Genomic DNA, 16,398 nt, shown 5'->3' with positions numbered 1-16,398 from the left:
CCATCAAACAGCCAGAACTAAAAAACCCCGGCCATGCCGGGGTTGATTGAGGGTCACAGCTTTGCTGTCAGGGTAAGGGTTCGGTGTTGTCGTCCAGCTGGATGAGGACCGTTCTATCGCCGGCCGGGGTATCGGTGGCGACGAACGTGTAAACGCCACCTTCCCGAAGCCCGACCAGTAACGGACCTATTCTCACGTTACCGTCGGCATCGCGGATGAAGAGGTTGTAGTTTTCCTGCTCCACGGCGAAGTAGCCGGATTCGGTACCAAAGGGCACATCCCGTAATACCGGAACCGCACCCGACACACTCGTTTTATCTTCTGGCAACAGGTAAATATTGACCGGCCCTGCGATGGCAGCGACTCGAGAACCATGGACGACTCTCAGGCTCGCCTGGGTCGCGATTGACCGCGCCGCATCATCCAGCACCAGCGACTTGGTCAGCCCCTGGCGATCATACGCCACAACGGTCTTACCCTCGCCCACCGCCAGATTGATAGTGTCGCTCAGGAGCTGTCCGGTGGAATCGTTGATGGATACTTCCCGGGCTCCGGGCGCGACAGTCGCGTAATCATCTAGCGCTGACGACGGCCCGGTTTCTCCGAAGAGCAGACTGGCAATGGTTAGTTCATCGTCAACGAATGCGGAAACAGCCGGAACGCCAGGGGAGGCGTGGACCACGCGAACGCCGGACCGTTGATTGATATCGTACACCTCGTTCACTTCCGGCCCATCGGCGACCAGCAGGCTGATCGGGCTCTGGCTGCCAGAACCTGCAACATTATTGACCGCCGTATTGTCCACCGCAGCAATCAGCAGGTCATCCCCTGAAAGGAACGACAGCGGGCCACTCTCGAAGACAACCGTCGCCGTACCCGCCAGGGTCACCCTGACCCGGTAACGTCCCGCGCTCACCAGCACGGGGCCCTCAACGTCCTCATACCCCATCCTGAAATTGGGGCCTGCGGCTAACCACTCATCCAACTCATCGTCCGCGTCGCTCAGGTAGACGTCCACATTCCGTGCCGCCGCCTGGGCATCCGGGGACAAATGCACGACTCGAACCCTCGTCTGGTCTCCAGCCTCGGTCTCCAGATCGTCGGTCAGCACAATGGGTTTAATCGACTCATCCGAAACATTGCCCACCACGAAGAAGTCGTACTTTCGGTCCTGACGGAAGGAATAAGTGGAGGTCAGGATAGTCTCACGCTGGGATCCAGGCAGATCAGCGTTGATCGACATCTGGGACGAGCCTACGTTCGGGGTAAACAGGACGCCTTCCTTGTAGTCGAGGCCTTCGATTTCCCTGTCGCGCCCCAGTCGCACATCCACCGGCGGGGCATCAGACGATGCGTGAATGACACGAACACTGCTCTTTTTGGGGTCGTCCTCCTCAAAAAAGCAACCCGCAAGCGCCATCGTGCCCGCTACCACTATCGGCAGCACATGTCTTGTTTTCATGGTTTCATCCCTCGAATCCTGAGGTCCTTGTCCTGTTTTTCATGCCTTTCACGCGCAACGCCGTGAAATCCTTTTCAAAAAGTCAGTATGGTCAATCTGGTCGGAATTTGCCCAACTTTGGCGGGCCAAACTACGTCCAATGCGGTCGGAATGTCGTAAGCTACAGTAGGAAAATGAAGCTAAAACGAAGTCCGGTGAGCCAAATTCCCATGCCTGTTAATCGATTTCTTAAGCTCTGCATCGCTGTGATCCTGACGCTGACCCTCGCCGCCTGCAGCTCCAACCGGATGGCCTATCGCTACGCGGATTGGGGAATTGTCTGGTGGGTGGAGGATTACATCACGCTCACCAGTGAACAACGAGAACAACTCGCCAGCGACATCGAGTCGTTCAGGCAATGGCATTGCAGCAGTGAACTGCCTCGTTATCAGGCCTGGCTGGAGGGCTTCATGGTCGATCTTGACGAGCAGGATATGCAGTATCAAACGGTCGCCCTCCATCAGCAGGACCTGTTCAGCCTGTTTCCCCCGCTCCTCGATCGTGTCGTCCCCATCGCCACGAATCTTCTATCCAGCCTGTCAGACCAGCAAGTTAGAGAACTTGCCCGGAACATGGAGGATAATCAGCAGGAATACCGCGAGAAATATCTTGAGGATTCCGCCAGCGACACCATCGAAGCCAGGGCAGAACGGGCTGAGGAACGGATAGAGCGCTGGTTTGGCGAACTCAACCGTGAGCAGAGGACGGTGGTGAAACAGTGGGCGGAAAACCGTGGCAGGCAGACGGAAGTGTGGCTACAGGGCCGCAGGAACTGGCAAAAGGCCCTTCTGGCAGCACTCGAACGACGGAACGAACCGGGCTTCAGTGACGACGTGGCCCTTCTGATCAAACAGTCGGAGCAGGTCCGGGGCGCGGAGTATCAGGCCATGATGGAAGACGGCCGGGCCGCTTTGACCACCCTTCTTCACGACCTGATGGAAACATCAGATCCGGAACACCTGGCCCACCTGCAACAGCAGGCAAACGGGCTGGATGGTGACCTGGAGGCGCTGACCTGTTCGCCGTCCTCCGAGGTCGCTTCGGGATAACGCAGTTAAACCGTCAGATAACCGCCATCGGCATTGATGCAGGCGCCGGTGGTGTAAGTGGACGCATCCGAGACCAGGTACAGTACCGTACCGGCCATCTCATCCGGGTCCGCTACCCGCTTCATCGGGATATGCATCATCGCCTGCTTCTTGATGGCCTCGTTGGTGGTCAGAGCACTGGCGAACTTGGTATCGGTCAGACCTGGCAGCAACGCGTTCACCCGGATGTTCTGCTGACCCAACTCCATGGCAAAGGACTTGGTCATGGAGATGACCGCGGCCTTACTGATGGAATAGATGCCCTGGAAATGGCCAGGAATCACGCCGTTTACGGACGCCACGTTCACGATGGCACCGCCACCACCCTTCTTCATGATCTTCGCGCCTTCGGCACACATGAAAAAGTAGCCGCGGATGTTTACGTCCACGGTCTTGTTGAAGGCACCCAGGTCGGTGTCTTCCACCGGGCCAAAATAGGGGTTGGCCGCGGCGTTATTGACCAGAATATCCAGCTTGCCGTGTTTTTCCGCGATGTGGGCCCAAACCGCTTCGATCTGATCCATCTCGCCAATGTGGCAAGCAAAAGCCTCGGCACTGCCTCCCGCCTCGCGAATGCTGCTGGCCACGGCTTCACAACCGTCGATTTTCCGGCTGCTGACGATCACGTGGGCGCCTTTTCCGGCCAGTGTACGCGCAATGCTCTCACCGATTCCCCTGCTGGCACCGGTTACCAGGGCGACCTTACCGGTCAGATCAAACAGGTCCTTGTTACTCATGGATTCACCTCAAACACACTTATCGGAATGTCACCAGGGCGGGGTCTTCCGCCTCCAGATGGCTGTAATTATTAAAGACGGACAGGCTGCGCCGGGATCCTGAATAGAGCACCCGACTCATGCTGGCGTTGGCAATAACTTCATTCAGAGCCAGCGCCCGCTCGTCCGTCAGGCCAAGCAGGTGCTGACAGATCACCGAAATGGGCCCGCCGGAAGTTGCAACCAGCACGTCGCCACCGCCGGCATAATCAATCATCTCATCGAATGCCCGGAGGACTCGCTCCCTGAACGCCGGCCAGGTTTCGTCGTAGTCCTGATCATGCTCACAAGACGCCCAGCGCTGTACCGCATGAACGAAAGCCTCCTGAAAGGCCCGTGCGGGTTTCGGAAACGCCTGCAGGTCACGGGCCATGACATTACGATCCACCCATTCGGGCCGGGACCGGATCAGCACCTCGTGGTGATCAAACTCGTTGAAGCCTGGCACCACCTGCATGTCCGGGAACTCGCTGCCAAAACCTGAGGCGATGGCTTCAACCGTCTCCCGGTGGCGTTCAAGGTCCCCGCCAAAGACCGCCTGGGGAGCGATTCGTCCGGCCATCCATCGGCCAAGGACTTTCCCCTGCTCCCAGCCGGTCTTGGACAACTGGTCATAATTTTCCTTGCCAAAACTCGCCTGTCCGTGGCGCACCAGGTAGATGGTTGCCATTAAAGAGTGCTCGCTTCAATCAGTTTCAGGCAGCGCTTCTCCAGGTAATTGGCCGCGTGACCAAAAGCAGCGAAACGCTTGTCCCTGGTCTGGCCGTGGTAGAAGCGGTAATAGATCTGCTGGATGATAACCGCCAGCCGGAAAAGTCCGTAAATCTCGTAGAAATCGAAGTTATCCGTGCGGAAACCGGATTTCTCCATGTAGTACTCGACCACCTCTTTACGGGTCAGCATGCCCGGGCGGTGTGTCGGCTGACGGCGCAGCATCTGGAACGGCCCCTCGTCGTCCGCCTGAATCCAGTACGCCAGGGTGTTGCCGAGATCCATCAACGGATCACCGATGGTGGCCATTTCCCAATCCAGCACACCGATCACTTCAAACGGGTTGTCCGGATTGAGGACCACGTTGTCGAAACGGTAGTCGTTGTGAATAACCACCTGGGCGACGTCCCCGGGCATCTTGTCCTTCAGCCAGGTCATGACGGCTTCGAAATCACCCACGTCCTCGGTACGCGACTTCCGGAACCGGTCACTCCAGCCACCGATCTGGCGCTGAACGTAGCCCGCGCCCTTGCCCAGGGAATCAAGGCCGGCGGCCTTGGCATCCACACGATGCAGGTCCACCAGTTTGTCGATCACGCTCAGGCAGAGCTTGCGGGTGTCCTGCTCGCTCAGCGCGAGATCTTCTGGAAAGTCCTGTCGGAGGATGATGCCCCTGAGCCGCTCCATCACATAGAAATCGCAGCCCAAAACCTCATGGTCGTCACACACGGCAATAATGTTGGGTACGTAGGGATAAACCGGCTTGAGCGCCTGCATGACCCGGGCTTCCCGCAGCATGTCGTGGGCCGACTTGGCAATCTTGCCAAACGGCGGACGACGCAGAACGTAGGAACGATCGCGGTAATCCACCTGATAGGTCAGATTGGACGCGCCTCCGGGGTACTGGCGGATGACCGGTTCGCCGGTCAACTCCGGAATGGCCTGCTTCATGAAACGGTCGACGGCCGCCGCATCCAGCTCCTCGCCCTCGCGAACATCCTTCGCCTGGTCAATCTGCGTCATGTCGGACTTTCCTCCTCGTTGCATCCGGTCAGGCTTTGGCCTTGCCGCCCATTTTGCTCATCCAGCGCTTGCTTTCCTGGTGCATCAGCCAGTCAAAGGCTTTCGGCGCGTGGCGCTTGAGCATCCACATCCGGCGCTCCTTGGCATGGGGCAGTACCCAGAAGCTGTTGCTGTCGACGGAGCGAACAATGTCCTCGGCCACATCCTCTGCAGTGATGGAAGAACGCTTCATCAGCTTGTTCACGTTCTGCTGAATGCCCGGGATATCCGAACGCATGGTGGTGGCCAGATTGGTCTGGAAAAACGCCGGGCACACGCAGCTTACGTGAATACCGTCATCCCGCAGTTCCTGACTCAGCGTTTCAGACAACGCAATCACGCCGGCTTTGGAGACATTGTAGCTGTCCATCAGCGGCGCAAGCATCAGCCCGGCCATGGAGGCGATATTCACGAATGCACCCGAGCCCTGCGCCTTGAACTGTGGGGTAAAGGCCTTGCAGCCCCGAACAACACCCAGCACGTTGATATCGAGAATCCACTCCCAGTCGGCCATGGAGGTTTCTTCGATGGAACCTGCCGAGGCCACGCCCGCGTTGTTCACGACCACGTCCACGCCGCCCCACTTCTGGACGATGGCGTCCCGGGCCTTTTCCAGATCGGTCAGGCGACGGACATCACACTCAACAAAATGCCCTTCGCCCCCGGCCGCATTGATTTCCTGCTCGACAGCCGCACCCTGCTCCGGGTTGATGTCGCCAATGCATACCCGTGCGCCGTCTTTGGCATATCGCAACGCCAAGGCGCGACCGAGGCCGCTTGCGCCGCCTGTGATGAATACTCTCTGTGTCATGCTGTTTCCCGTTTTTTGTCTTCGAAAGTCGAAACCGACGCAAAGTGACGACGGAGCCGGCGGGAGGGAGTCGCTGAAACTGTGCGGAGCCATGGATGGCGGAGCCCAAGCGTCACATGGATGTGCTTGAGCGTGTTTCAGCTACTCCCTTCCGCCGGGTCCCTGCACCTTAATGCTTGTACTTGCGCATCTCCAACCGGGCCACCATAGCCCGATGCACTTCATCCGGACCATCCGCCAAACGCAGCACCCGGGCGTAGGCAAACAGTGAGGTCAGAGGGAAGTCCTCGTCGCTGACACCACCGCCACCATGAATCTGAATCGCCTGATCCACAATGGTTTGCAGCATGGAAGGAATCACCGCCTTGATCATGGACACTTCCTGCAGCGCTCCCATGATGCCTTTGGTATCCAGCGCCCACGCACACTTCAGGGTAAGCAGTCGGGCCTGCTCGATCGCCATACGGGCGTTGGCGATGATGTCCGGGTTGCCTCCCAGCTTGGCGATGGGGCGACCAAACGCTTCGCGCGCCATCGCCCGCTTGATCATCAGTTCCAGCGTTCGCTCGGCCGCTCCGATAGCCCGCATGCAGTGATGCACCCGGCCCGGACCCAGGCGCCCCTGGGCGATTTCGAAACCGCGTCCCGGGCCGGCGATGAAGGCGCTCTTGGGCAGGCGAACGTTGTCGAATACCACTTCACCATGACCGTACGGCTCATCGTAGGCACCGAACACCGGCAGCATGCGCTCCACTTTCACTCCCGGGGTGTCCATGGGCACCAGCACCATGGAGTGCCGGCGGTGCTTGTGGGCATCCGGGTCACTCAGCCCCATGAAAATAGCCACCTTGCAATCCGGATGACCAACACCGGTACTCCACCACTTCCGACCATTGAGCACTACCTCATCGCCTTCCACTACAGCCGTTGCTTCCATGTTGGTCGCATCCGAAGATGCGACGCCCGGCTCGGTCATGCAGAAGGCAGAGCGGATCTCACCATTGAGCAAACGCGGTAACCACTCGGCTTTCTGTTCATCGGAACCATAGTGAATGAGGACTTCCATATTGCCAGTATCCGGGGCGTTGCAGTTGAAAATCTCCGGCGCGATGAAACTGCGGCCGGTTTCTTCTGCAATCAGGGCATAGTCAGAGTTCAACAGACCACAGCCGTACGTTTCATCCGGGAAGAACATATTCCAAAGCCCCTGGGCCCTGGCCTTTTCTTTCAGCTCACGGATGATGGGCAGTTCCACCCAGCGGTTATCCAGCGCAGCCATGTCTTTGTAGTACTGCTCTTCAATGGGAAAGATCTCCTCCGCCATGAATTTCTTCACGCGGTTGAGATAATCCTGTCCCTTCTCGGAAATATTGAAATCCATCGACGTGTCCTCACTCGCTCTTTGCCCAGCTGTATTCAAGTTGGACCCAGTCTAGGCGGCCGACCACTATTACGCGACTGAATTTTACTTATCGTTTATCATTACTGCTGCTTATTGAGCTTTTATGGAGTTGTGCTGTGGCCCTGAACCGCCTGGACCTGAACCTGCTGCATGTGTTCGAGACTATCTATCGCGAAGGCAGCCTGACCCGTGCTGCCGCAGCCCTGAACCTGACGCAGCCGGCGGTCAGCCATTCCCTGTCACGGCTTCGTGAACATTTTGATGACCCTTTATTCACCCGTCAGGGCAACCGGATGGTGCCGACCCCCCTGGCCCGCCGGTTCCGGGAATCCATGCGGCCCGGACTGACTCAGATCCAGACCGCAGTAAACCAGTTCCACGCCTTTGACCCGGCCAGCCAGCGCAAGACTTATGCACTGGCCCTGCGGGATATCCTGGAATCTACCTTCCTGCCTCCGTTGATGCAGCGACTGGAGCCCTATCGGGAGCTGGAAATCGTCAGCCAGCGGGTGGCGCGACGGGATATGGAAAGCCAGCTGGCAGCTGGCAAACTGGACTTCGCGGTGGACGTGCTGTTACCGGTGAGCGATCAGACCGCTCACGAACTATTAAGGAAGGATCGTCTGGTGGTTCTGGTGCGAAAGGATCACTCGCTCTCGACATCCCCCATGACCATGGAGGACTACCTGAGCCATCAACATGTACTGGTGTCATCACGCTCGGAAGGACCGGGAATCGAGGACTTTGAGCTGTCCCGGCTTGGCGTTCAACGCAGTATCCGGCTCCGCTGTCAGCATTACTATGCGGCCTGCCGGGTGGTGGAACAAAGTGATCTGCTGCTGACTATGCCCGAGGCCTACGCCCGGATCATTGCCGAGCGGGCGGACATCCACATTCTGAACCCGCCGGCGGAAATGCCGTCAATCGATGTCTACCTATACTGGCACAAGGCCTATGAAAAGGAGCCAGCGCTGGTCTGGTTTCGGGACCAGCTACGGGCCATTTGCTGAGCTGGAACGTCAGTAAGCCCCCACCGCCTTCAGAAACAGCAGGAAACCAATCGAAGTAATACCCAGGGCCGCCACCACGATGCCAAAGCCCCACCAGATGGCGGCACCGTCAGAGATGGGCACATCGTGCCCCCGCAGTGTGCGGTAGAAGGCCCAGGGCCCGGCAATGAAAGCACCTACCACCGCCAGTAACAAGCCCACGCTGATACCGGCAAAGGTCCAGGTTGCCAAGACGGTTGCCCGGTCCGATACCTGATCGGTGACTCCGTGATACTGCAGGAATTTCTTGCAGAAGAACCACAGCAGCCCAAACAGGGCAACCACGAACACCAATGCGCCAATGACGGTAATGATACGGTAGAGCAAGGCCACCTTCCTGTCTGTTGTCTCTGAAGTCGTCACTATAACGTCAGGGAAAGGGCTGGTAAAACAAGCATCAACAGGCCACTCTGACGGAAGCCCCGGTGGTGGCATCGAAACCTGAGATGACTACACTGGGGTTGTCATGCCTATACGTGCCGATTCAGAGAAGGAGTCCCAGAATGGCCGACAATATCCGCATTGCTGTCACCCCCGGCGACGGGGTTGGCCCTGAAGTCGTCGGCGAAGCGATTCGCTGCCTTGAGGCTCTCAGAGCCAAGCACGACCTGGCCCTGGAGTGGACCCGCTTCCCCTGGCCATCCCACGCCTGGCATGAGAGCAATGGCGAGTCCATGCCGGAAGATGCGCTGGAACAGCTCAAAGCCTACGACGCGATCCTGCTGGGGGCGCTGGGCGATCCCGGTCCGATCGATGACAAAAACCGCTACCTGCTGCCAGACAGCATCTCACTCGCGCCACTGCTGGACATGCGGAAGGGTTTTGATCAATGGGTATGCGAGCGCCCCGCGCGCCTGCTGCCGGGTGCACGCCAGTATCTGGCCGACGAGCGCGCCCGCGACATCGACATGCTGGTCATCCGGGAGAACTCGGAAGGTGAATACGTCAGCCAGGGTGGGCGCCTGCGCAAGGGGACGCCGGACGAAATCGCCACCCAGATGGAGGTGTTCACCCGTAAAGCCACCGACCGCATCATCCGGTACGGATTTGAGCAGGCTCGCCTGAGAGCCGCTGAACGCGTCAAGGAGGGCCGGACCCGAAGCTTCCGGACCCTGGACGGTCGAACCTGTGAAAGCCAGGTTTGCCTGATCACCAAGCGAAACGCATTGCGCCACTGGGGTGACATGTACACCGAAGCGTTTGAGGAAATCAGTCAGGAGTTTCCGGATGTTGCCATCCATCACGAACTGGTGGATGCCGCCTGCATGAAGTTCGTTCAGTGCCCCTGGGCCTTTGATGTGGTGGTTGCCAGCAATCTGCAGGGCGACATTCTTACGGATCTGGCCGCAGTGCTCTCCGGCGGCATGGGCGTTGCGCCCTCCTGCAACCTGAACCCGACGGACCCGGACTCACCGTCCATGTTTGAGCCGACTCACGGGAGTGCTCCAGATATCGCCGGTCAGGGGCTGGCAGATCCCACCGCCATGCTGTTCACCACCGCTCGAATGCTGGAATGGCTGGGGCGAAAAGATCCGGCGCTGGCCGCGGCGGGCAAGGAGTTGCACGACGCGGTTGCTGCCGATCTGGCAGAAAGTAAAGGCGGACAGCGCAATACCCGGGAAATTGGCACCGCGATCTGCGACCGGATTGCGAGCTAACCATTCACCGATGGGAGGTGGTCATGAGATTGGCCACCTCATTGATCGTCCATGACGAACTCAAGTCGCCCTGGTGCCACCCTTACATCAACCGGCAGGGCGCCAAACAGCCGCTGGCTCAGATCGGTTTCGTCCAAACGGTAGACGGGCATGGTTTCGAGCATTTGGGCGACCACGCGCATCACATTGTCGGTCACCGGCTTCAAATCACCTCTGAATAAGGGTGAATCGATCTCGCTTTCCAGCAACTGGAGTCTGCGCAGGTAAATCGCCTTTTCAGTGCTGTCGTATACCGGCGCCCCTTCCACCTTGAGTGCGATGTCTACCGGAAGCCTGGCCAGCAGCGCATTGAGCGAGACCTGCCCTTTCAAATCGATCACTGCCACGTCACGACCATCGGGACCCAGTGTGATGTCGGCGTCATCCAGACTCAGGCTGAGGGGGGAACCACTTTTCAGCTGCTCGCGATCAAACTCCTGTACCACCTCCTTCAGGCGTTGCTCAATCTCCCGCTCGGAAATGGCGTAAGGGGTGATACCCGCGCAACCACTGGTCAGCACAAGAATGAAGGTAAGCAGGGGCAGGAAGCGCCTGTAGGCGAGGAACATGTTCTTTCTCCATCGGGTTGCATGTCACCACAGCCGAGATGTCGTCTCAAGGCGAGTCTGCAGGCCAAAAAATCACAGTCACAATTTGAGGTCGGCTAATCGTTTTCTGCCCGCACATCGACCCTGGATGTCAGGTCATCGTCCACCGTCACTGTGAACACAATGGGCCGGCAGCACACCTGGCAGTCTTCGACGTACTCCTGCTCGGGAACCGAGGGATCAATGGCGATTTCCTGTGCCTCCCAGCAATAGGGGCACTGTATCACCATCGAATCCAGGGCAGGCATGAGCTTACCTAAAACTGCTGCTTGGCCATCCAGGGGATAATACGATCAAACGCTTCCTCAAGTTTCTCGCAGGTTGTGGAAAAACTGATACGAAGCGCGTGAGTCGACTCTTCCCCGAAGGCATCGCCGGGCACCACGCACACACCGGTTTCTTTCAACATGCGCAAGGCCAGATCGGAACCGTCCACATGCTTGGGCAAGTCAGGGAAAATAAAGAACGCGCCTCCGGGCTTGTATCCCTGCAAGTGCGGCGTTTGCTCCACCAGATCTACCACCTTATCCCGGCGCTCCCGGTAAATATCCACCATATCCCTCACGCACTGCTGGTCACCGGTAAGCGCCGCAACACCGGCAAACTGTGACGGCGTATTGGCTACCGATGTGGTGAACATATGGTAGCGACGCAGGGACCTGATGGTCGCCTGGTTGGAGATGACCCAACCGACCCGGAGCCCTGCCATACTGTAGGTCTTGGAGAAACTGCTGATGCACATGATGTTGTCCAGATCCACAGAGCAATTCAGGACACTGGCAAAGTCATCATCATCAAAAATCAGGTGGTCGTATACCTCATCGGCGTAGACCTGAATCCCCCGGAAGGCACACTCCTCAAGAATGGTTTCCACCGTGCTACGGGGGTACACAGCACCGGTCGGGTTATTGGGGTTGTTCAGAATGATCGCATAGGTGCGCGGCCCCATGGCAGCAATCACCTCATCCGGGTCCAGCTGATGATCGTTCTCTACGCGGGTAGGCACGAACTTCACCTCGCCACCGCTCATCCGGATCAGCGGTGCGTAGAGCAAAAAGGACGGATCGGTCACGATGAACTGGCGCCCCGGGGCCGAGGTTGCCGAGATGGCCAGATACATGGCCTCGGTGGCCCCGCTGGTGATCAGGATGTTGTCGCGGGTCAGTTTCCGGTTGTAGCGTTTGCCGTAATAGTCTCGCAGTGCCACCAGCAGTTCCGGCAGACCTGCATCCATGGTGTAACCGGTCTGGCCGGCATTGAGTGCATCAATGTAGGCGTCAACAATATGTTTTGGAGTTGGCAGATCAGGCTGGCCAATCGAGAGGTGCAGCACATCCTTCATGGTCGCCGCCATGTTCACCATACGGCGGATACCCGGCACCGGGATCGAGTGCATCGCAGGATTCCAGCTGGCTTTCGTCTTCCGATACTTCACTTTCCGGGGGACCGACTGGTCGGTTTCCTGATTGACACTCTCTGCCATAAACACCTCCTGCGACCGGTTCAAAAAGTGAGCGTTCTGATGCAGAGTAGCCAGTAAGCCGGGGCCATACAAGACATAGATGACAAAGAGTTTGCAGTGCCACACATCTCGCCCTGAAGATGCCATAAACCCGCCCAGTCACGAGTTGACCCCGGCTCGAGGGAGGACCAGACTGTTGCTAAGCTTAGCGGCATGCCCGACAGTCAAATAACAGTTGGAGGTTTAATGACACAGCCAAGCAAGCCCGTTGTAACGGTCCTGACAGCCCCCGGAGAACAGGAGCCACCAGGTATGGAGGCGGTCAGATCCCGGGCAGAAGTGCGCTTTGCCTGCGACGAACAGACCCTGCGTAACACCCTTCCCGGAACGGACGTGATGATGGTGACCGACTTCCGGACCGAAGCCCTGAAAGCCGCCTGGGGTTCCGCCGATCGACTGCGCTGGATTCATGCAACGAGCGCCGGTGTGGACGCCCTGATGTTTGACGAGCTGATCAGCAGCGATGTGGTTGTCACCAATGCCCGTGGCATCTTCGACCGCACCATTGCCGAATACGTGCTGTGTACCATTCTCATGTTCGCCAAGGATTTCCCCGGTTCTATCCGCCTGCAAATGAAGCACGAGTGGAAACACCGGGACACGGAACGGGCTCAGGGCAAGCAGGTTCTGGTCGTGGGCGCCGGCTCCATTGGCCGTCAGATCGGCCGTCTGGTCAGCGCCATCGGAATGCCGGCCCACGGTATTGCCCGCACGCCGCGTAACGAGGATCCGGACTTTGTTGCCGTGCATGGCCACGACAGTCTCTATGAACAGCTCAGTCACGCCGATTTCGTGGTGATCGCCGCCCCCCTGACGCCGCAAACGGAAGGCTTGTTTGACGCCAAAGCGTTCAGTGCCATGAAACCAACAGCACGCCTGATCAACATCGGCCGAGGCCCCATCGTAAAAACCGACGATCTCATTACTGCACTCAGAAACGGCGAGATTGCCGGCGCAGGGCTGGATGTGTTTGAAGAGGAACCACTTCCTAAAGATCACCCCCTGTGGGACATGGACAATGTGACCATGACCGCCCATATGGCCGGGGACTTCATCGGTTGGAAGCGTGCTCTGACAGACCAGTTTCTGGAAAATTTCGACCGCTGGCATGGCGGGCAGGAACTCTTCAACCTGGTCGACAAGGCGCTTGGCTACGCTGGCTCGTCGAACCCCGCATAAGAAAAACGGGAGGGCAGTTTGCAGACAGTAGAGGACTTCTTACGGCGAAAGTTCTGGGGCTGGGGGTATCAGGCAGGCCCCTTGGACGACACCCTGACAGATACCTTTGTTGATTTCTTGCGAACGACCACTGGCATGGAGGCCAGTTCCCCTCTGGCACTCCCGGATCGGGAATCCATCACCTTGCCCGACCCCAGATTCCCCCTACCCTCTGCCTGGGAAAACTGGATCACCAGCGATAAAGAAATTCGACTACATCATTGCTTTGGCAAGTCTTACCGTGATTCCTGGCGATGCGCCCATGGTCAGTTTGATAACCCCCCGGATTACGTGGCGTTTCCAAACGATGAGGAGCAACTGTCCGAATTAATGGTATTCGCCCGCAATAACCGTATAAGTCTCATTCCATACGGCGGCGGCTCCAGCGTGGTTGGCGGCATTGAGCCACCGAAAAGAACGTCCTCTGGCGGGGTCATCACAGTCAACATGCTACACTTCAACAAGGTGCTTGAAGTGGACACCCAGTCCCGCTGCGCCCGCATTCAGGCCGGCACCTACGGCCCGGATCTGGAACAGCAATTAAAGCCCCACGGGCTTACCCTCAGGCACTTTCCCCAGAGCTTCGAGTTTTCCACGCTCGGCGGTTGGATAGCGACCCGAGCGGGTGGTCATTTCGCCACGCAATACACCCACATTGATGACTTTGTGGAATCGGTTCGCGTGGTCACTCCCCGGGGCGTCATTCAAACCCGTCGCCTGCCCGGCAGCGGTGCCGGCCCCAGTGAGGAGCGGCTGTTCCTGGGCTCAGAAGGTACCCTGGGCATCATTACCGAGGCATGGGTACGACTTCAGTCCGCCCCTGAGTATAAAGCGTCTGCCACGGTCGGCTTTAAAGCATTTGAGCACGGGGTCGAAGCCTGCAGACAACTCAGTCAGTCAGGCCTTCATCCAACCAACGCACGATTCATTGGCCGGGGTGAAGCCCTGTTCATGGGGCTTGGTGACGGCAACCTGGACATCCTGATTCTGGGCTGCGAATCCAGTACTTTTCCGGTCACTCAAAAACTCAAGGATTGCCTGTCGATTGCCACCGCGTGCGGTGGCATCAACCTGTCCGAGCCAGCAGCATCCGAAATCGACAACCAACGGGATGACAAGGCCGATACGTGGAAGCAGGCCTTTATTACCGTACCCTACCTGAGGGATGAGTTGGTCCGCAGGGGCCTGATTGTCGAAACCTTTGAAACGGCAATCACCTGGGACAAGTTTGAACATTTCAATGCCCGGATTCTGGCTGCCGCTGAGCACGCCATTGAAAGATTATGTGGCAAAGGGTTTGTTACCTGCCGATTTACCCACCTGTATCCAGACGGTCCCGCGCCCTATTACACGGTGATGGCTCAGGGCAATGGCACGGATGATCTACAGCGGTGGGATGAGATCAAGCGTGAAGTTTCGGATGTGATCATCAACGAAGGCGGCACGATTACTCACCATCATGCCGTGGGTAAGGATCACCGAGAACACTACCTGCGACAGGCGTCTCCGCTCTTTATTTCCATGCTGGAGAATGCAAAAACTTCGGTGGATCCGGAACAGATTCTGAATCCCGGTGTTCTGCTTAAAAGCCCGGAAAGCCGGACGAACTAGCTCGAAAAACAACTCGAGGAGGCCCAGGCCTCCTCGACAAAAGGTATCCCTCAGGAAGGGCAGCAGGCTCTGCCATTTCGCAAGTTAGCGAGCACTGGCGGCATACTGTTTCTGTAGCGGCAGCAGATCAAACACCCGCTCCGGCCGATTCGGGTCCACCAACTGGGTTGGAGATTTGTATACCCGGGGAGTGCTGTAAAGCATCTTCAGAGCCGTGCTGTGAGGCATGGCCATATACCGGTCGCCATGGTGCTCTTCCAGCCACTCACGCACCCTCGGCGCCATGTTGGACGACATCTTCGGGAAGAAGTGATGTTCGATGTGGTGGCTAAAACGGAAGTGCAGACGATCTAGCACGGGCCCCACCCGCAAGCTCATGGAGTTATCCAGCGGGTTATTCGTCGGGGTTTGTGGGCGCAGAAAGTGGTTGGTCAGGATGTATCCCTGCCCCAGGGCATTGGCAATCATGAACGGTACCAGCACCGTGAATACCGCCAGTGGCCCGGACAATACCGCCAGGACACCCCATGCAGCCACACACACAAATGACTGAACAATGGCCTTCCTTCGATTGAAGCCCTTGAACTGTTTGCGTCGCTTGGCCTGGAACCACAGCACCAGCTGGGCGTGGAAGGTGAAGGAGTAGAAGAGAAAGAAATAGCTGTACCAGGTGCCGGATCCCGGCGCCAGCTTGGTGAATTTCTTCTGCTTCGGATCCACCTTGTAGCGGCGCAAAGTACCAAAACTGTCCGGGTCGGTATCCCCCGAATTGGTATTACCGTGATGGACCACGTTGTGCCATTTGCGCCAGAACTCAGGCGGAACAATCAACGGTCCAAAGCCAAGCCAGCCAAAGAAGTTCTGCCATCCCTTGCTCATGCCAAGGGCACCGTGCATCACCTCATGGGCCAGCAGCGCCTGGCAACCAATGGTATGACCAACGACCAACGCCAGGCCAAGATTCGCATACCAGGGCAAGCCAGCGAGAAGAATGGTTGCCAACCCACCCCAGATCACCATCTGCAGGGGCAAAAACCAAATTACCCGCCAAGGTTTGGCCTTGAAGGTATCCGCCGGCAATTCCTTTTTCATTCTGTCTCTGAGCTCACGCTCATCGGCCTGTCCAAACACCACACTTTCCAACGGTTCGGGTTTCACGGCTGCATTCATTTTTCACCTATTCGCGTGTTCATATCTTGCACAAAACTAAGAGTACACGTGTGCGCTGAAATCTACAATACAACAAAGGAAATAACAACCAGAACCCATAACAATTACCATTAAACGACCATTAATGAGTACACATGTACTTATTTAATTCGCACCCAAAGACCATTCCATG

16 protein-coding genes are annotated in these 16,398 nt (G+C 57.6%); 5 read left to right on the top strand and 11 right to left on the bottom strand.

Annotated elements, in window-relative coordinates; genetic code table 11:
* Positions 1 to 67 precede the first annotated feature (67 nt).
* Positions 68 to 1,462 carry a DUF4397 domain-containing protein gene (locus K8I84_RS01100; RefSeq protein WP_223792879.1) on the bottom strand — a complete coding sequence of 465 codons (1,395 nt, stop codon included), beginning with the start codon at positions 1,460 to 1,462 and terminating at the stop codon, positions 68 to 70.
* A gap of 209 nt (positions 1,463 to 1,671) precedes the next feature.
* On the opposite strand from K8I84_RS01100, the gene K8I84_RS01095 reads away from it, so the two are divergent.
* Entirely contained in the window at positions 1,672 to 2,550 is an 879-nt protein-coding gene (locus K8I84_RS01095; RefSeq protein WP_223792878.1) for a DUF6279 family lipoprotein, read from the top strand.
* A 5-nt stretch (positions 2,551 to 2,555) separates the two neighbouring features.
* Here K8I84_RS01095 and K8I84_RS01090 read toward each other — a convergent pair whose 3' ends face one another.
* The 5 genes from K8I84_RS01090 to K8I84_RS01070 all read right to left on the bottom strand — a co-directional run bounded on the left by K8I84_RS01090 (position 2,556) and on the right by K8I84_RS01070 (position 7,330).
* On the bottom strand, positions 2,556 to 3,326 hold the full coding sequence (locus K8I84_RS01090) for an SDR family oxidoreductase (protein ID WP_223792877.1): 771 nt from the start codon (positions 3,324 to 3,326) through the stop codon (positions 2,556 to 2,558).
* 19 nt (positions 3,327 to 3,345) lie between these two features.
* Complete coding sequence (locus K8I84_RS01085; protein WP_223792876.1) at positions 3,346 to 4,035, bottom strand: histidine phosphatase family protein; 690 nt, start codon at positions 4,033 to 4,035, stop codon at positions 3,346 to 3,348.
* Positions 4,035 to 5,099, bottom strand: a complete 1,065-nt coding sequence (locus K8I84_RS01080) for a phosphotransferase family protein (RefSeq protein ID WP_223792875.1) — start codon at positions 5,097 to 5,099, stop codon at positions 4,035 to 4,037. Before K8I84_RS01080 ends, K8I84_RS01085 begins: the two co-directional genes overlap by 1 nt.
* Before the next feature lie 28 nt (positions 5,100 to 5,127).
* Entirely contained in the window at positions 5,128 to 5,949 is an 822-nt protein-coding gene (locus K8I84_RS01075) for an SDR family oxidoreductase (RefSeq protein WP_223792874.1), read from the bottom strand.
* A gap of 169 nt (positions 5,950 to 6,118) precedes the next feature.
* Positions 6,119 to 7,330 carry an acyl-CoA dehydrogenase family protein gene (locus K8I84_RS01070; RefSeq protein ID WP_223792873.1) on the bottom strand — a complete coding sequence of 404 codons (1,212 nt, stop codon included), beginning with the start codon at positions 7,328 to 7,330 and terminating at the stop codon, positions 6,119 to 6,121.
* A 137-nt stretch (positions 7,331 to 7,467) separates the two neighbouring features.
* On the opposite strand from K8I84_RS01070, the gene K8I84_RS01065 reads away from it, so the two are divergent.
* Entirely contained in the window at positions 7,468 to 8,361 is an 894-nt protein-coding gene (locus K8I84_RS01065) for a LysR family transcriptional regulator (RefSeq protein ID WP_223792872.1), read from the top strand.
* 9 nt (positions 8,362 to 8,370) lie between these two features.
* On the opposite strand, the gene K8I84_RS01060 is transcribed toward K8I84_RS01065, so the two are convergent.
* Positions 8,371 to 8,727 (bottom strand): hypothetical protein, encoded by a 357-nt coding sequence (locus tag K8I84_RS01060; RefSeq protein ID WP_223792871.1) that lies wholly within the window; start codon positions 8,725 to 8,727, stop codon positions 8,371 to 8,373.
* A 176-nt stretch (positions 8,728 to 8,903) separates the two neighbouring features.
* Between K8I84_RS01060 and K8I84_RS01055 the strand changes: the two genes are divergently transcribed.
* On the top strand, positions 8,904 to 10,058 hold the full coding sequence (locus tag K8I84_RS01055; RefSeq protein WP_223792870.1) for an isocitrate/isopropylmalate dehydrogenase family protein: 1,155 nt from the start codon (positions 8,904 to 8,906) through the stop codon (positions 10,056 to 10,058).
* Between the two features lie 38 nt (positions 10,059 to 10,096).
* Here the strand turns inward: K8I84_RS01055 and K8I84_RS01050 are convergent, their stop codons facing one another.
* From K8I84_RS01050 to K8I84_RS01040, 3 genes are all read right to left on the bottom strand, one after another.
* The gene (locus K8I84_RS01050) at positions 10,097 to 10,666 is read right to left on the bottom strand and encodes a DUF1439 domain-containing protein (RefSeq protein ID WP_223792869.1); all 570 of its coding nucleotides are present in this window, start codon (positions 10,664 to 10,666) and stop codon (positions 10,097 to 10,099) included.
* 95 nt (positions 10,667 to 10,761) lie between these two features.
* On the bottom strand, positions 10,762 to 10,953 hold the full coding sequence (locus K8I84_RS01045; RefSeq protein ID WP_223792868.1) for a CPXCG motif-containing cysteine-rich protein: 192 nt from the start codon (positions 10,951 to 10,953) through the stop codon (positions 10,762 to 10,764).
* A gap of 8 nt (positions 10,954 to 10,961) precedes the next feature.
* Positions 10,962 to 12,188, bottom strand: a complete 1,227-nt coding sequence (locus tag K8I84_RS01040) for a pyridoxal phosphate-dependent aminotransferase (RefSeq protein ID WP_223792867.1) — start codon at positions 12,186 to 12,188, stop codon at positions 10,962 to 10,964.
* Between the two features lie 225 nt (positions 12,189 to 12,413).
* Here K8I84_RS01040 and K8I84_RS01035 point away from each other — a divergent pair, with 225 nt between their 5' ends.
* Positions 12,414 to 13,406 (top strand): D-2-hydroxyacid dehydrogenase, encoded by a 993-nt coding sequence (locus K8I84_RS01035; RefSeq protein WP_223792866.1) that lies wholly within the window; start codon positions 12,414 to 12,416, stop codon positions 13,404 to 13,406.
* Positions 13,407 to 13,424: 18 nt separating this feature from the next.
* A complete protein-coding gene (locus tag K8I84_RS01030; RefSeq protein WP_223792865.1) occupies positions 13,425 to 15,056 on the top strand; it encodes an FAD-binding oxidoreductase in 1,632 nt (543 codons plus the stop codon).
* An 84-nt stretch (positions 15,057 to 15,140) separates the two neighbouring features.
* On the opposite strand, the gene K8I84_RS01025 is transcribed toward K8I84_RS01030, so the two are convergent.
* Positions 15,141 to 16,226: a fatty acid desaturase family protein gene (locus K8I84_RS01025; protein WP_223792864.1), complete on the bottom strand. Its 1,086-nt coding sequence runs from the start codon at positions 16,224 to 16,226 to the stop codon at positions 15,141 to 15,143.
* Positions 16,227 to 16,398: the final 172 nt, after the last annotated feature.

The organism is Marinobacter sp. F4216, assembly GCF_019931195.1.
GTDB lineage: Bacteria > Pseudomonadota > Gammaproteobacteria > Pseudomonadales > Oleiphilaceae > Marinobacter > Marinobacter suaedae.
Note: the sequence above shows the minus strand (reverse complement) of the source record. Positions and strands in the feature narration are given on the sequence as shown.

Excerpts from the sequence above, each read along its gene's own strand:
- K8I84_RS01100 (WP_223792879.1), bottom strand. The coding sequence starts at position 1,462 with ATGAAAACAAGACATGTGCTGCCGATAGTGGTAGCGGGCACGATGGCG.
- K8I84_RS01095 (WP_223792878.1), top strand. The coding sequence starts at position 1,672 with ATGCCTGTTAATCGATTTCTTAAGCTCTGCATCGCTGTGATCCTGACG.
- K8I84_RS01090 (WP_223792877.1), bottom strand. The coding sequence starts at position 3,326 with ATGAGTAACAAGGACCTGTTTGATCTGACCGGTAAGGTCGCCCTGGTA.
- K8I84_RS01085 (WP_223792876.1), bottom strand. The coding sequence starts at position 4,035 with ATGGCAACCATCTACCTGGTGCGCCACGGACAGGCGAGTTTTGGCAAG.
- K8I84_RS01080 (WP_223792875.1), bottom strand. The coding sequence starts at position 5,099 with ATGACGCAGATTGACCAGGCGAAGGATGTTCGCGAGGGCGAGGAGCTG.
- K8I84_RS01075 (WP_223792874.1), bottom strand. The coding sequence starts at position 5,949 with ATGACACAGAGAGTATTCATCACAGGCGGCGCAAGCGGCCTCGGTCGC.
- K8I84_RS01070 (WP_223792873.1), bottom strand. The coding sequence starts at position 7,330 with ATGGATTTCAATATTTCCGAGAAGGGACAGGATTATCTCAACCGCGTG.
- K8I84_RS01055 (WP_223792870.1), top strand. The coding sequence starts at position 8,904 with ATGGCCGACAATATCCGCATTGCTGTCACCCCCGGCGACGGGGTTGGC.
- K8I84_RS01050 (WP_223792869.1), bottom strand. The coding sequence starts at position 10,666 with ATGTTCCTCGCCTACAGGCGCTTCCTGCCCCTGCTTACCTTCATTCTT.
- K8I84_RS01045 (WP_223792868.1), bottom strand. The coding sequence starts at position 10,953 with ATGCCTGCCCTGGATTCGATGGTGATACAGTGCCCCTATTGCTGGGAG.
- K8I84_RS01040 (WP_223792867.1), bottom strand. The coding sequence starts at position 12,188 with ATGGCAGAGAGTGTCAATCAGGAAACCGACCAGTCGGTCCCCCGGAAA.
- K8I84_RS01035 (WP_223792866.1), top strand. The coding sequence starts at position 12,414 with ATGACACAGCCAAGCAAGCCCGTTGTAACGGTCCTGACAGCCCCCGGA.
- K8I84_RS01025 (WP_223792864.1), bottom strand. The coding sequence starts at position 16,226 with ATGAATGCAGCCGTGAAACCCGAACCGTTGGAAAGTGTGGTGTTTGGA.